This window comes from Sphingobacterium litopenaei (assembly GCF_014692495.1).
Classification (GTDB): domain Bacteria; phylum Bacteroidota; class Bacteroidia; order Sphingobacteriales; family Sphingobacteriaceae; genus Sphingobacterium; species Sphingobacterium litopenaei.
On sequence record NZ_JACOIJ010000008.1, the window covers coordinates 56482 to 71629 of the forward strand.

The following is a 15148-nucleotide window of genomic DNA, read 5'->3' on the forward strand; positions in this document are numbered from 1 at the left end:
AAAAATGAAAGAATTTGAGGTTGTTTATAACGGTTAATAAAAAGTCTTGTGGAAAACTTTCTACTTCTAAAATACGGAAAATTTTATCATAAAATCAAACAAAAAGAGCCACAAAATTTGTGGCTCTTTCTCTAAATATTTTTGTTTTTTCTTATTAACCTACCTGAGATTGTGTAGGATGCGTTTTAGCTAATTTTTTACATTCTTCAAAAATTGCTTGAGCATCATAATTACAAATTCTCCACAACTCTTTCTGTTCACCATGCTCAACTATTTCATCCGGAATTCCAAGACGTGTAACATGTGCGACATAATTATGTATAGACATAAACTCTAACACAGCAGAACCAAATCCTCCTGGTAATACACCATCTTCTACCGTAATAACCTTATTAAATTTCTTGAACACTTCGTGTAATAATTCTTCATCCAAAGGTTTTACAAACCGTATATCATAATGTGCTGGATATATTCCTTCCGCATTCAAATCCAATATAGCCTTTGTTGCCTCATTACCCATATGACCTAAAGTAATTATGGCTACTTCTTCACCATCAACTAATTTACGGCCTTTGCCTATCGGTAATGCGTTGAAAGGTCTTTTCCAATCTAGCATTACACCATTACCTCTTGGATAGCGTATAACGAATGGTCCTGCATTTTCTAATTGAGCAGTATACATCATATTACGCAGTTCCTCTTCGTTCATCGGAGCTCCAATCGTTAGATTCGGTATACAGCGCATAAATGCAACATCATATGCACCATGGTGCGTAGGACCATCCGCTCCAACCAAACCCGCTCTATCTAAGCAAAAGACAACATTTAATTTTTGCAAAGCCACATCATGTATCACCTGATCATATGCACGCTGCATAAACGACGAATAAATATTACAAAAAGGCACCAAACCTTGAGTCGCCAAACCTGCACTGAAAGTTACAGCATGTTGCTCTGCAATACCTACGTCAAAAGCACGATCTGGCATAGCTTTCATCATGATATTCATGGATGATCCACTAGGCATAGCTGGTGTGATTCCCATTATTTTATCATTTGCCTCGGCAAGCTCTACCAAAGTATGACCAAATACATCTTGGTATTTGGGTGGCTGAGGTTTCTCGTATACAGATTTCTTGATTTCTCCAGTTATCTTATCAAATAAGCCTGGAGCATGCCATTTAGTTTGATCTTTTTCAGCTAACGCGTAGCCTTTTCCTTTTACGGTAACTACATGTAAAAGTTTAGGACCACTTATATGTTTTAAATCCTCTAAAGTCTTTACTAATTTATTGACATCATGACCATCTACAGGTCCGAAATATCTAAAGTTAAGTGACTCAAAAAGATTAGCATTTTTCAAAAGAGTGCCTTTAATGCTTTGTTCTAATTTTTTAGCCCACCCGTAGGCATCTGGACCATTCTTAGAGATTTTGGCCAAAATAGAAATTAGCTCATCTCTAAATTTATTATAACTTTTCGAAGTGGTAATACTTGTCAAATATTCTTTAAGCGCCCCCACATTCGGATCGATAGACATACAGTTATCATTCAGAATAACCAATAAATTGGATTTCTCAATACCTGCATGATTCAATGCTTCAAATGCCATACCGCCAGTCAAAGCTCCGTCACCAATAATTGCCACATGCTGACGATCTATTTCTCCTTTGTATGCAGAAGCTACAGCCATCCCCAAAGCGGCTGAAATAGAAGTAGAGGAGTGACCCACACCAAAAGCATCATATTCGCTTTCGCTGCGTTTTGGAAATCCCGATATACCTCCTAATATTCTATTTGTATGGAATTGTTCTCTTCGACCTGTAAGGATTTTGTGGCCATAAGCTTGGTGGCCTACGTCGAAGACAATTTGATCATATGGTGTATTCAACGCATAATGTAGAGCTACTGTCAATTCTACAACACCTAAACTCGCCGCGAAATGCCCCCCATTGACAGAAACTATATCAATGATAAATTGTCTGAGCTCTTTACAAATCTCTTCTAAATCCGATTCTTTAAGCTTTCGCAAATCCGAAGGATAAAGAATATTTTTTAAAAGTGCTCCTGCTTCTATTTGCATACCTTAAAATAAGTTTCAAAACAAGTTACAAAGTAACAAATTTATTCTTTTAACTAATGTATATATATACAAAAAACTGGCATCAAAAGTTTTGATTTCAAGTTTTAAAATAAATATTAGTGTGTAAATGCGTATTTTTGATTCTATATATGGAAGTTACAAATTACGAAATAAAACTCGAACAATTCGAGGGGCCTTTTGACTTATTATTGTTCTTCATTGAACGTGATGAGCTTAATATCCATGATATTCCTATCTCTAAGATTACGGATGATTTCTTGGATTATATCCAAAAGATGCACTCCCTAAACATAGAATTGGCTTCAGAATTTATTTTCGTAGCATCGACTTTAATGCGGATTAAAGCTAAAATGTTGCTTCCACGTCCTGACTTAGACGAAAATGAAAACGAAGTTGACCTGAAAGAACAACTTGTTCAAAAACTTATTCTCTACAAGCAATTCAAAGATGTATGTGAGGATTTGAAAGTATTAGAATCCAATAGAGAAAAATTACATCATCGTGCAAATATTGCTTTTGATCTCAAGCATACGAAACGTCAGATTACAGAGGAGGAATTAGCTTCTTTCGATTTGTATAAGCTGATGATGGTTTACGAAAAAATGATGTATCATTTTACACATCGCGTGGTTCCTGTAACACATACTGTTGTAAAATTTCCTTACACCATCGAAAAACAAAAAGATGCCATCTCTGCTCTTTTAGACTTAAATAAGAAGCTTGATTTTCAAATGATATTGAGAAATTCTGAAAATAGAGTCCAATTTGTATTTAATTTCCTAGCTATATTAGAAATGCTTCAACAAAAATTATTGGAAATCGAAGTAGGCTTAGGATATAATAATTTTGAAGTAGCTACGAGAGATCCAAATGCTCCAGAGGAAGAAAATATAGAAGAAGAATAATTTTTTATGGAATTTGTAGGAAACGTGCATCCATGCAAAAACTATAAATCATGAAAATATTATTTAACAATTTCATACTAGTACTGTTTTTAACGATTTCTTTAGAAACCACTGCTCAAATTTCAACTAATCGTTCTTTTCCTCCTATAAATGGAAATAAAGAAGACAAAAAATGGTATGCACACCCCGACTCTACTGATTTTAATTTTTCAATTTCTCCAAATTATTTTTTATTAGGTACATTAAATGGTTATATGGGGAGAAAGTATTCCAATCCAGAAGAGAATACTATTGACTCTTATAAAGCTGCTACACATCTAAAAAGATACATTTTTGACTTTATAAAGAATCACTATTTTACTAGTCCTGATAGCACCGATGCATACTTTATAAAAGACGAAAAAGTGGCTAAAAAAATAAACTCCTATTTTGACCAAGATGGAAAAATTATTCCTCAAGAATTAAAAGATGAAAATGAACTGTACTCCTATATTTTGGGCAAATATTTAGTTTATGGTGAACACTTAGACGAAAATATTTATAAAATAATTATAGTAAATTCTTTCGAAGGAGATTTAGTCTATAAAAGCTTGAAGCAAATAGGCTGTGACAAAATTCTCTACAAAATATATCGTGGCTATATTCCTACTTCACAAGTTTATTACTTTGAAGCTACACCAAGAATGATTAAATTTTTTAAATCATTTGCTAATCTCAAAGACAAAATTTCACATGAATCTATTTTATCTTATTTAGAAATTAGGTCAATTAGTACTCTAAATGATATAAAGAGAATGAGGAATGAATCAAAAAATAAAGAATTTAATAGAATAAAAGCTGCCTTTAGCAATGACAGATAAGTTACCTATTTCATAGATTTCAAATGATCTAATATATCTTTTAAATATTTATAACGCTCAGAATAATCTACCTGAGGTAGATTACGCAAAGAGTAAATTCCGCTAGTCAAAGCTTTAGTAGATATATGTGAAAAAGATGAAATAAAACCTTCTAAATTTATTTCTTCCAAATATCCATCTACAATCCCATAATTTTTAGCTTTATCAGCATCAAAATATTCTGTTTGTAAACATAATTGTAGAGCTTTTTTCTCCGACATAACTTTCAGTAGGCTTGCCATAACTTGAAAAGGAAACAAGCCTATTGCTAATTCAGGTAACTTAAATTGTACTTCACGATTACTGAAAACATAAGTACAGCCCAAAATAAGTAGGAAGCCGCCAGCAATTACACTTCCTTCTACTATTGCTATAGAAGGCTTTAACAAACTATCGAATACCTGACCTAATGATATATCTTCATTAGTTATAGAAGGATTTACACTATCCAAATCTGGATTTTCGAAAGTATTCAAATCCATTCCCGCACAAAAAATAGGTCCTTCAGCTTTAATAATAACAATTTTTACGGCATCATCTTGATTTGCTTCTTGAAAAGCGTGATAAATCTCATTGACCATAGTAGGAGTGAAAGCATTTCTTTTCTCCGGTCTAGCCAAGGTTAAGACAAATTGATATTCTATTTTTTGAACCTTAATATATTTGTACATGGATTTTAACTTATCATATCGAAAAAACTAATTTTCAATTTATTAATATCAATAGGATTACTTTTTCCGAATCTATCTAATAAAATTTCTGTAGGAATATTACCTACCATTTCATCTTGGGCAAAAGGACAACCTCCAAATCCCATGATAGCACCTTCAAATCTTGTACAGCCTCCTTTATTAGCGGCATTTATCTTCTCTGTTGCCTCATTTGCATAACTGTGCAAATGCACACTAAAATCTAATTTAGAAAATTCTTTATATAACTTTTTAAATAGTGATGTAATCATTACGGGAGTAGCCTGGCTAGTGGTATCGGCAATCGAGAAACGTTTAATTCCTAAATCTTTTAATTTATCTACCCATTGCAACACCAATTCTTCATTCCAAATATCCCCATACGGATTCCCAAATGCCATAGAAATATAAATTACGAGTTCCTTATCACTGTCAGCTATAGTATTCAATATATCTTTTACGGTAGAATAAGCCTCTTCAATTTTCGTATTCGTATTCCTCTTTTGAAAAGTCTCAGAAATAGAAAAGGGATAACCTAAATAATCTATTTCATCAAACGATTTAGCTTGTATAGCCCCTTTTAAATTGGCTATGATGGAAAGTAATTTTGTGTTATTAACTTTCTCTAGTCCATGGACTACATAACTGGTATCCTGCATTTGAGGTACAGCTTTTGGGGATACAAAAGACCCAAAATCTATATATTCAAAAAGATTGCTCTTTATTAAGTTGTTAATATGGGCTATTTTTTTTTCGGGACGTATTAAATTTTTTCTACCTTGAATAGCGTCGCGAGGACAATCAATAATTTTAATTTCTTGAGGATTAGACATCTTTTTTTATTTCACGTGAAATGACCATTTTTTGTATTGCGCTTGTGCCTTCCCCAATAGTACACAATTTAGCATCTCTAAAAAATTTCTCCGCTGGATAGTCTTTTGTGAAGCCATATCCGCCATGTATTTGCACAGATTGATTTGCGACCTCTACAGCTACTTCTGAAGCATATAATTTTGCCATTGCACTCTCTTTAGTGACCTTTAGATGATTGTCCTTTAAGTATCCTGCTCTTCGAATCAATAATTCTGATGCATCAATTTTTGTCGCCATATCGGCTATTGTAAATGAGACATCCTGGAAATCATAAATCTTTTGATTGAATTGCTCCCGCTCATTTGCATAGCGCAAAGCACATTCATAAGCTCCACGCGCTATACCTAATGATAAAGCAGCTATTGATATTCGACCTCCATCTAATAATTTAAGAGCTTGTACAAAACCATTACCAATCTCACCTATTACTTGATCCTTATGTACACGGCAATTATCAAAAAATAAGAAAGCAGTTTCTGATGCTCGCATCCCTAATTTATCAATTTTTTTTCCAGAACTAAAACCTTCTGTACCTTTTTCTATAATAAATGTGGACATGGCATGATTATTTCCTTTTTCGCCGGTGCGTGCTATCACCACAGCTACATCACCACTTATAGCATGTGTAATAAAAGTTTTAGAACCATTAATTATCCAATAATCACCATCCTTTACAGCAGTAGTAGTCATACCTCCTGCGTCGGATCCTGATCCTGTTTCTGTTAAGCCCCAAGCTCCTATCCATTCTCCAGAAGCTAATTTTGGCAAATATTTAGCTTTTTGAGAATCATTCGCAAAGGATAAAATATGATTTGTACAAAGTGAATTATGAGCAGCTACTGATAATCCTATAGATCCGCAAACCTTTGAAATTTCGTCCAAGATGGTAATGTATTCTTGATAACCTAATCCAGCACCTCCATATTCTTCTGGAACTAGGACTCCCATAAATCCATATTCTCCCATTCTGTGAAATAAATCTACTGGAAAATATTGTCTCTCGTCCCAGTCCATTACATAGGGTTTGATGTAGGTCTTTGCAAATTCTCTTGCACTTTCGCGGACTAAAGCTAATTGCTCTGTTTCATAATTATTGTACATCGTGATTTTTTACTTAAGTTTATATATTGTTAACAGCTAATATTATAAATATCGTAAAAATCAAATAATATTTTATCATATTTATAATATTAAAAACAATAACCAACTATAAATTTTTATTTTAATAAAAACGCACCATGCAAAAGTTATTGGATATATTGAACCAAAAATCCGAAAAACTCCGTTTAGGCGGAGGAATAAGTAAAATTCAAAAGCATAAGGAGAAAGGCAAAATGACAGCTTGGGAACGAATAATATATCTTTTGGATGATAATAAACCATATACCGAAATTGGGATTTTTGCTGGTGATAATATGTATGTGGAGCATGGAGGATGTCCAAATGCTGGAGTAGTAGTAGTTTTGGGATATGTAAAAAATAAGCTTTGCATTATAGTTTCTAATGATGCTACAGTGAAAGCTGGCGCATGGTTTCCCATTTCTGGCAAGAAAAACCTTCGTGCACAAGAAATTGCTATGGAAAATAAATTACCCATCATATACTTAGTAGATTCTGCTGGTGTTTATCTTCCTATGCAGGAAGATATTTTTCCAGACAAAGAACATTTTGGTCGAATATTTCGTAACAATGCTAAAATATCTTCGATGGGAATTCCTCAAATTGCAGCAATAATGGGTTCTTGCGTAGCAGGTGGTGCTTATTTGCCTATTATGTCTGATTATGCGTTGATCGTAGAAGGTACTGGTTCTGTTTTCTTAGCAGGATCCTATTTGGTTAAATCTTCTATTGGCGAGGTTGTAGATAATGAAAGTTTAGGAGGTGCTATTACACACACTGAAATTTCAGGTGTGGTTGATAATAAATATCCAGATGATGCATCTTGTCTAAATGCCATCAAAAATATAGTGGATAAAATAGGAGAAAATCCAAAAGCTGGTTTTTCTAGAATTGAACCTAAATTACCCAAATTAGCAGTTGAAACTATCTATCAAAATCTACCTGAAGATAGATTAAAGCCTTATAATATGCTTCAAATTTTAGATGCTATTGTAGATGAAGGTACTCTGGAAGAATATAAAAAGGATTATGGGAAAACATTGATTTGTGCTCTAGCTCGAGTAGATGGTTGGGCTGTAGGTATTGTAGCGAATCAACGTGAAATTGTAAAAGCGAAGAAACTTGGTGGAACCCAAGAAATGCAGATGGGAGGTGTTATCTATTCAGATTCGGCGGATAAAGCAGCACGTTTTATTATGAACTGCAACCAACAAAAGATTCCGTTGGTATTCTTCCAAGATGTAACTGGTTTTATGGTGGGTTCTCGATCGGAACATGGTGGAATTATTAAAGACGGAGCAAAAATGGTGAATGCTATGGCGAATTCGGTTGTTCCAAAATTTACATTTATTATAGGTAATAGCTACGGAGCAGGTAATTATGCCATGTGTGGTAAAGCTTATGACCCACGATTAATCTATGCTTGGCCCATAGCACAAATGGCTGTAATGAGTGGTGCTTCTGCTGGTAAAACCCTATTACAAATACAAGAAGCTACTTTGAAAGGTAAAGGCGTAAGTTTATCAGAAGAAGAAAAACAATCTTTATTGAAAGAGATTGAAGATAAATACAATGAGCAATTAAGCCCGTATTATGCAGCTGCTCGTCTTTGGGTAGACGGAGTTATTGATCCAAAAGAAACACGTAAGATAATTTCAATGGGTATAGAATCTGCTAATCACAATCCAGATATTCCAAGATATAATGTTGGAGTAATACAGACTTAATATTAAATATCTGTTATCAATATATAGATTCTTCTTTCTTCAGAAGGACAAGAAAACTTTAAGATTTAGCATACAAATCATAATACTCTTCCAGACATTCAGGATTACGCATAATATCTTTGGAAACAGCTTTTTCTAAAGAAACTCCTGAAAAAATCTTTTTAACGGGTATTTCTAGCTTCTTACCACTCGATGTATAAGGAATGTCTTTTACTTGAAAAATAGAATCAGGTACATGTCGTGGGCTATATTGCTTTCTCAGATTTGATTTTATTTTGGTTTCGATTTCATCATTTAATTTCAAATTGTCTTCAAACTGCACAAATAGCCACATTTTAGAAGAACCATCCTTTTCATCTGTCGTAATCACTAAAGAATCTTGGACCTCACACAATTCATTTACAGCATTATAAATTTCGGCTGTTCCGATACGCACGCCTCCACGATTCAAAGTAGCATCCGAGCGACCATAAATTAGTATTCCTTCTTCACGAGTTATTTTAATCCAATCGCCATGTGCCCAAACATTCGGAAATTTTTCAAAATAACTTTCTCTGTACTTTTCATTACGGACATCATTCCAAAAATAAATAGGCATAGAAGGCATAGGCTGCTTTATAATCAATTCGCCTACTTCATCCATTACTCCTATTCCTTCTTCGTTATAAGCCACTATATCGGCTCCTAAAGTCTTACATTGCAATTGCCCTGTATATACAGGTAACATCGAATTTCCAGATAAAAAAGCAGAACAAACATCTGTACCACCACTCAAGGAAATAATATGTACATCTGGAAATTTAGTTTGTAAGGCTTCAAAAGTTGAATAGGGTAGAGGAGAACCTGTGGAACCAATGACTTTAGGTTCGTAATCCTTGATGTCTAAATGTTGAATCGAAGTAAAATAAACAGCTCCAGCACCTAAATGATGAACTTGAGCTTCTTTAATGAAATTCCAAAATGTCTGATGGTTTTTGTGATTAATTATGCCATCAAAAAGGCATAGCCTTGCGCCACAAAGTAACGATGACAATGCATAGTTCCACATCATCCATCCTGTTGTCGAATACCACAAGAAATTCTCTCCAGCTTGTACATTTTGATGTAAAGCCAAGGCTTTATAATGCTCTAACAGATTTCCTCCTGTACTATGCGTAATAGCCTTTGGTTTTCCTGTTGTACCTGAAGAATACAAAATCCAAATAGGATGTGAAAAAGTTACACGAACGAATTCTATATCTTTTGGCACATACTTATCCAATACCGTATTCCACACACTATCATTCAGATTAACAACCTCTTGCAAAGTTATTAACCTACTTACCAACATATCCAAAGTCTCCTTTTTAGAGAACTTTCTGTCATTGTATTGATATTCTGTTTCGATAAAAAGTATTTTTGGTTCGATTTGTTCGAATCTTTCTATAATAGCTTTATCTCCAAAATCAGGAGAACAACATGACCATATAGCACCTAAGGAATTGACAGCTAAAAATATAGCAATTGTTTCAACTCTATTATTCAAAACGCCAACAACTCTGTCTCCTTTTTGAATACTTTTTTCGAGTAAATATTGTTGAATTTTACTGACTCTTTCTTGTAATTCTTCCCATGTAACTTCTTGATAATATTCGTATTCGGACTGAAATTTTACTGCTATTCCTTCTTCCTGATAAGATTTGAAAATATGTTCAGCATAAGAAAGCTTTATGCCTTCAAACCATTTTGCACCAATAAAATTTTCCGCAGTATTCCCATCTAAAATTTTTCTATAATTTCCGGAATATGAAACCTGGAAATAGTCTAAGATAGACGCCCAAAAATCTTCCAAATGATTTATGGACCACAAGTGAAATTCCTGATAATTAAGAAATTGCAACTTAAATTTGCTTTCAATATATTTCTGAAAAGCATACAAACTAGATGATTCTGTATACTCCTGTGATGGAATCCACAAAGGTGTCGACATGCGTTTATAAATTGGTACACCTAAATATACAAAAAGGTCATCGCTACTCACAATGACCCTTGACTTATCTTAAATTTCTAGCCTACTTTTTAAAAGCATTCCAGCCTTGTGCTTTAATTTCATGCACATGACCAGATTTTGAAATCATTTCTTTACCAGCAGAAGGCTCTGTAATATAACCAATTACAGAAATATCCAGCTGCCCTTTGATTTTATCGTAGTCTGCTTGCGGTATAGTAAATAACAATTCGTAATCTTCACCACCGCTCAATGCACAAACTGTAGGATCCAAACCAAATTCACGAGCAGTCTCGTAAGTCATTGGATCTAAAGGAATTTTATCCTCGTATAATTTACAACCTACATTTGAAGCTTCACAAATATGTAATATTTCAGAGGCCAAACCATCAGAAACATCAATCATAGAAGTAGGCTTAATATTTAAAAAGCTCAACAATTCCACTACATCTTTACGTGCTTCAGGCTTCAATTGACGCTCTACAATATAGTCTTTACCTTCTAGATCTGGTTGAATATTAGGGTTTTCCAAATAAATTTGTTTCTCTCTTTCTAATAATTGTAAGCCTACATAAGCTCCTCCCAAATCACCAGAAACACATAACAAATCACCTTCTTTGGCACCAGAACGGTATGTAACTTTTGATTCTTCAGCATAACCAATACTTGTTACCGAAATAACCAAACCTTGAGCTGAAGCCGAAGTATCTCCACCAACTAAATCAACACCGTATTTTTTACAAGCAATTAAAGCACCTTCATAGATTTCTTCAACAGCTTCTAAAGGAAATTTGGATGAAAGTCCAATAGAAAAAGTGATCTGTGAAGCAATACCATTCATAGCATAGATATCCGACAAATTAACTTGTACTGCCTTGTATCCCAGGTGTTTAAGCGGAACATAACGCAAATCGAAATGAATATTTTCTAACAGTAAATCTGTGGAAATCAAGGTTTTATAACCTGAAAAATCCATTACTGCAGCGTCATCTCCAATTCCTTTATTGGTCGATTTTTGTGTTAATTCTACTGCTTGCGTCAGGTGTTTGATTAAACCAAATTCACCTAATTCGTTTATATCTGTTTTATCTATATTATCAAACATATTCACATTTTTTCCACAACAAAGATACACATTAATCTCGCTTGGATAATAGAGCTAAAAATAGGGCAAATGTCAAAATGCCCCATTTTCTGAAATATTTTATAGCATGTTCCACAGATAATTTGACTTTTCCCGTGAAACATGAGTTTTTTACAATCCTAAACGTGCTGAAATTTCCAACATTCTTTCAATAGGCTTTTGAGCTCTATTGATAACATCCTCAGGAAGTGTAATTTCTGGCTGATCGTATTTCAAACAGTTATACAATTTCTCTAAAGTGTTCAATTTCATATGTGGACAGTCATTACATGCACAAGCATTGTTTGGCGGAGCAGGAATAAATGTTTTGTGCGGACTAGATTTTTGCATTTGATGCAAAATTCCTGATTCTGTTGCTACAATATATGTAGATGCCTCATCTTCAATTGTATATTTCAGCATTCCAGAAGTAGATCCGATGTAATCTGCTTCAGCTAAAATGTTATCTTCACACTCTGGATGCGCAATAAACTTCGCTCCAGGATATTCAGCACGCAAATTTTCAATTTTTTCACGTGAAAAAATCTCGTGAACCATACATGCACCGTTCCACAAGACCAAATCACGTCCCGTTTTCTTTTTCACATAGTCTCCGAGATTACGATCTGGACCAAAAATTATCTTTTGATCTGCCGGAAGTGACTCTACAATCTGCACAGCATTACTCGATGTACACACAATATCCGATAGAGCTTTCAATTCTGCCGTACAATTCACATAAGTAATCACTAGATGGTCAGGATATTGCTCTTTGAACTTCGCAAAAAGGTGTGGAGGACAAGAATCTGATAATGAACAACCTGCTTTCAAGTCTGGAAGCAAAACTTTTTTTGATGGCGAAAGAATTTTTGCCGTTTCTGCCATGAAATGCACACCTGCAAACACTATTACGTCAGCATCAGTCTTCGCGGCTTGTTGAGAAAGACCTAAACTATCACCAATATAGTCTGCTAAATCCTGAATTTCTGCATCTTGGTAATAATGCGCCAGAATTACAGCATTTTTTTCTTTTTTCAAACGTAGAATTTCCTGCACTAAATCCAAACTTGGATCCACAGGAAGATCAATGAAGCCTTTCGCTTCCAAATCTCTTTGATAAGTGTTATTCATTCTCTCTTCTGTAATTTGGTTAATCACTTTGACTAATCAACGTCACAAAAGTAAACAAAGAAATTCAAACGAAATTCACATTCCTTTTTTTCAATAAATAATAATCTTTTTTTAAAGAAAGAATCTTATTGTTTATTAGTCTGTTGAAAATGGGGATAACTGCAGAATTTTAAATTTTATTTTTGAGTTATTTTACATTTATCCACAATTTATCCACAGAAATTATCGCCTTTAGTACTGATTTTCAATGTTGTGATTTTTCACGTTTTTTACTTTCCATATTTTTTTGTGAATTTCTTGTTGTTAAATAATTGTTAGTATTTGATGAAGTTTTCCATAGTTGTCACGTGAAACATGTGTGAAAATTTTGGTGTTTGTGGAGTAAAAAATAGTTTTAAAATTTAATTCACGTTTTGTTTACACGTTTTCCACATTATTTGTTAATTTGTTTCAATTTTAAGCACGTAAAAGGGTTATGTCGGAAAGAAAAGTAGATTTTTTGGTAGTTGGATCAGGGATCGCAGGATTAAGTTTCGCTTTGAAGGCTGCGGATGTTGGTAAAGTGTTAATAGTTACAAAATCCAACGAAGATGAATCGAATACAAAATATGCACAAGGAGGAGTGGCAGTTGTTACAGATCAAGCAGATAGCTTCGAAAAACATATACAAGATACACTAATTGCAGGGGATGGATTATGTAATCCACAGGTTGTGGAAAACGTAATAAAGGAAGGTCCTGATCGTATAGCCGAATTGATTGCTTATGGTACTTCTTTCGATAAAGAAGATTCTGGCGAATATGATTTAGCTAAAGAAGGTGGACATTCTGCGCATCGCATTTTGCATTATAAGGATATTACGGGTTATGAGATTGAACGTGCTTTGCTAGAGAAAGTTCATCAACATCCTAATATTGAAATACTTACTCATTATTTTGCTGTTGATTTAATTACCCAGCATCATTTAGGTGTTCATGTGGACAAAAAATCGACAGATATTGAATGTTATGGTATTTATGCTTTTAATACCCGTACAGGTATTGTGGAGAAGTTTCTTTCAAAAATTACGCTAATGGCGAGTGGGGGAGCAGGTCATGTCTATTCGAGCACTACGAATCCTACGATCGCGACTGGAGACGGAATAGCAATGGTGTATCGTGCGAAAGGAAAAGTGCGCAATATGGAGTTTATTCAATTTCATCCTACATCTTTATATAATCCGAGTGAATATCCTGCTTTTTTGATTTCTGAAGCTGTACGTGGTTTTGGAGGAATATTACGTCGTGCGAACGGTGAATCTTTCATGGAAGAATATGATTCACGTGGATCATTGGCGCCGCGAGATATTGTAGCTCGTGCAATCGACTCAGAAATGAAGAAATCAGGGCTTGATTATGTCTATTTGGATATTACGCATAGACCATTAGATGATTTATTATCTCATTTTCCTAATATTTATGAGAAATGTTTATCTATTGGCTTGGATATGACAAAAGATTATATTCCTGTTACACCAGCTGCGCATTATTTGTGTGGAGGTATAATGGTAGATGAATTTGGTGCAAGCAGTATCAATAATTTGTATGCTTGTGGAGAATGTTCTTCTACAGGCTTACATGGTGCTAACCGATTGGCTTCCAATTCGTTGTTGGAAGCGGCAGTGTATGCACATCGTATTTTTATAAGTTCTGAACAAAAAATTAAATCAATTTCTTATAAAGAAAATATTCCAAATTGGGATGATTCAAATACTAAATTATTGAATGAAGATATTTTAGTAACACATAATCTTCGGGAAACTCAAAAATTTATGTCAGATTATGTAGGTATTGTACGATCAGATTTTCGTTTGGAAAGGGCAATGAGAAGATTAGGTTTACTACATGAAGAGACGGAATCTTTTTATAAAAATACAAAGCTTTCAGTCAAACTTTGTGAATTAAGAAATGTTATACAAGTAGCTTATTTAGTTGTAAAATCTGCTATGAATCGTAAAGAAAGTAGGGGATTGCATTATACAACTGATTTTCCAAATCATGTTGAAATTCTTCAAGATACTATATTATAATTTATGGCTACTATATTACCTGTAAAAGAAAGTTTTCCCTTTATTGCTGAAGAAACATTTATTGCTCCTAATTGTACAATTGTTGGGGATGTGACGATAGGTCATCATTGTTCTGTTTGGTTTAATGCAGTTATTCGTGGCGATGTAAATTATATTAAAATAGGAAACTTTAGTAATATTCAAGATAATGTAACTATTCATGGTACTTTTGAAAGAAGTGGTACTGATATAGGAAATTATGTTAATATAGGTCACAATGCTATTGTACATGGATGTGTTATCCAGGATTATGTATTAATAGGGATGGGAGCAATAGTGATGGATAAGGCTGAAATTCAATCCAAGGTTATTATAGCAGCTGGCGCAGTGGTATTGGAGAATACTGTATGTGAATCAGGTTATTTATATGCAGGTGTACCTGCAAAAAAAATAAAGTCACTTACTGACGAGCAAATGGCTTTATTAGAAAAACTTCCGCACAATTATGTGCTTTATTCTAGCTGGTTTTCCGATCAAAAATAAT

General features: G+C 34.0%; 12 protein-coding genes. 5 read left to right on the forward strand and 7 right to left on the reverse strand.

Annotated elements, in window-relative coordinates:
* Positions 1-154 precede the first annotated feature (154 nt).
* Positions 155-2083: a 1-deoxy-D-xylulose-5-phosphate synthase gene (gene dxs / locus H8B04_RS06210; RefSeq protein ID WP_190301775.1), complete on the reverse strand. Its 1929-nt coding sequence runs from the start codon at positions 2081-2083 to the stop codon at positions 155-157.
* 149 nt (positions 2084-2232) lie between these two features.
* Here dxs and H8B04_RS06215 point away from each other — a divergent pair, with 149 nt between their 5' ends.
* Both H8B04_RS06215 and H8B04_RS06220 read left to right on the forward strand, forming a co-directional pair.
* Positions 2233-3009, forward strand: a complete 777-nt coding sequence (locus H8B04_RS06215) for a segregation and condensation protein A (RefSeq protein ID WP_165291050.1) — start codon at positions 2233-2235, stop codon at positions 3007-3009.
* A gap of 50 nt (positions 3010-3059) precedes the next feature.
* Positions 3060-3869 carry a hypothetical protein gene (locus tag H8B04_RS06220; protein ID WP_190301776.1) on the forward strand — a complete coding sequence of 270 codons (810 nt, stop codon included), beginning with the start codon at positions 3060-3062 and terminating at the stop codon, positions 3867-3869.
* A gap of 5 nt (positions 3870-3874) precedes the next feature.
* Here H8B04_RS06220 and H8B04_RS06225 read toward each other — a convergent pair whose 3' ends face one another.
* From H8B04_RS06225 to H8B04_RS06235, 3 genes are read right to left on the reverse strand one after another with little or no spacing between them, the layout of a single operon-like run.
* Positions 3875-4579, reverse strand: a complete 705-nt coding sequence (locus H8B04_RS06225) for an enoyl-CoA hydratase/isomerase family protein (RefSeq protein WP_165291048.1) — start codon at positions 4577-4579, stop codon at positions 3875-3877.
* 5 nt (positions 4580-4584) lie between these two features.
* Positions 4585-5430 carry a beta/alpha barrel domain-containing protein gene (locus H8B04_RS06230; RefSeq protein WP_165291047.1) on the reverse strand — a complete coding sequence of 282 codons (846 nt, stop codon included), beginning with the start codon at positions 5428-5430 and terminating at the stop codon, positions 4585-4587.
* On the reverse strand, positions 5423-6571 hold the full coding sequence (locus H8B04_RS06235) for an acyl-CoA dehydrogenase family protein (protein ID WP_190301777.1): 1149 nt from the start codon (positions 6569-6571) through the stop codon (positions 5423-5425). Before H8B04_RS06235 ends, H8B04_RS06230 begins: the two co-directional genes overlap by 8 nt.
* A 137-nt stretch (positions 6572-6708) precedes the next feature.
* Here H8B04_RS06235 and H8B04_RS06240 point away from each other — a divergent pair, with 137 nt between their 5' ends.
* Positions 6709-8316: an acyl-CoA carboxylase subunit beta gene (locus tag H8B04_RS06240; protein ID WP_190301778.1), complete on the forward strand. Its 1608-nt coding sequence runs from the start codon at positions 6709-6711 to the stop codon at positions 8314-8316.
* Positions 8317-8374: 58 nt separating this feature from the next.
* Here H8B04_RS06240 and H8B04_RS06245 read toward each other — a convergent pair whose 3' ends face one another.
* The 3 genes from H8B04_RS06245 to nadA all read right to left on the reverse strand — a co-directional run bounded on the left by H8B04_RS06245 (position 8375) and on the right by nadA (position 12557).
* The gene (locus tag H8B04_RS06245; protein ID WP_190301779.1) at positions 8375-10285 is read right to left on the reverse strand and encodes an acetoacetate--CoA ligase; all 1911 of its coding nucleotides are present in this window, start codon (positions 10283-10285) and stop codon (positions 8375-8377) included.
* An 82-nt stretch (positions 10286-10367) separates the two neighbouring features.
* A complete protein-coding gene (thiL, locus tag H8B04_RS06250) occupies positions 10368-11408 on the reverse strand; it encodes a thiamine-phosphate kinase (RefSeq protein ID WP_165291043.1) in 1041 nt (346 codons plus the stop codon).
* A 150-nt stretch (positions 11409-11558) separates the two neighbouring features.
* A complete protein-coding gene (gene nadA / locus H8B04_RS06255; protein ID WP_190301780.1) occupies positions 11559-12557 on the reverse strand; it encodes a quinolinate synthase NadA in 999 nt (332 codons plus the stop codon).
* Positions 12558-13032: 475 nt separating this feature from the next.
* On the opposite strand from nadA, the gene nadB reads away from it, so the two are divergent.
* Together nadB and H8B04_RS06265 are read left to right on the forward strand one after the other, a co-directional pair.
* Positions 13033-14625 (forward strand): L-aspartate oxidase, encoded by a 1593-nt coding sequence (gene nadB, locus H8B04_RS06260; protein WP_190301781.1) that lies wholly within the window; start codon positions 13033-13035, stop codon positions 14623-14625.
* A gap of 3 nt (positions 14626-14628) precedes the next feature.
* Positions 14629-15147, forward strand: a complete 519-nt coding sequence (locus H8B04_RS06265; RefSeq protein WP_190301782.1) for a gamma carbonic anhydrase family protein — start codon at positions 14629-14631, stop codon at positions 15145-15147.
* Position 15148 lies beyond the last annotated feature (1 nt).

Bases quoted from the DNA above. Each gene is read 5' to 3' on its own strand.
- dxs (WP_190301775.1), bottom strand. From the start codon at position 2,083: ATGCAAATAGAAGCAGGAGCACTTTTAAAAAATATTCTTTATCCTTCG.
- H8B04_RS06215 (WP_165291050.1), top strand. From the start codon at position 2,233: ATGGAAGTTACAAATTACGAAATAAAACTCGAACAATTCGAGGGGCCT.
- H8B04_RS06220 (WP_190301776.1), top strand. From the start codon at position 3,060: ATGAAAATATTATTTAACAATTTCATACTAGTACTGTTTTTAACGATT.
- H8B04_RS06225 (WP_165291048.1), bottom strand. From the start codon at position 4,579: ATGTACAAATATATTAAGGTTCAAAAAATAGAATATCAATTTGTCTTA.
- H8B04_RS06230 (WP_165291047.1), bottom strand. From the start codon at position 5,430: ATGTCTAATCCTCAAGAAATTAAAATTATTGATTGTCCTCGCGACGCT.
- H8B04_RS06235 (WP_190301777.1), bottom strand. From the start codon at position 6,571: ATGTACAATAATTATGAAACAGAGCAATTAGCTTTAGTCCGCGAAAGT.
- H8B04_RS06240 (WP_190301778.1), top strand. From the start codon at position 6,709: ATGCAAAAGTTATTGGATATATTGAACCAAAAATCCGAAAAACTCCGT.
- H8B04_RS06245 (WP_190301779.1), bottom strand. From the start codon at position 10,285: ATGTCGACACCTTTGTGGATTCCATCACAGGAGTATACAGAATCATCT.
- thiL (WP_165291043.1), bottom strand. From the start codon at position 11,408: ATGTTTGATAATATAGATAAAACAGATATAAACGAATTAGGTGAATTT.
- nadA (WP_190301780.1), bottom strand. From the start codon at position 12,557: ATGAATAACACTTATCAAAGAGATTTGGAAGCGAAAGGCTTCATTGAT.
- nadB (WP_190301781.1), top strand. From the start codon at position 13,033: ATGTCGGAAAGAAAAGTAGATTTTTTGGTAGTTGGATCAGGGATCGCA.
- H8B04_RS06265 (WP_190301782.1), top strand. From the start codon at position 14,629: ATGGCTACTATATTACCTGTAAAAGAAAGTTTTCCCTTTATTGCTGAA.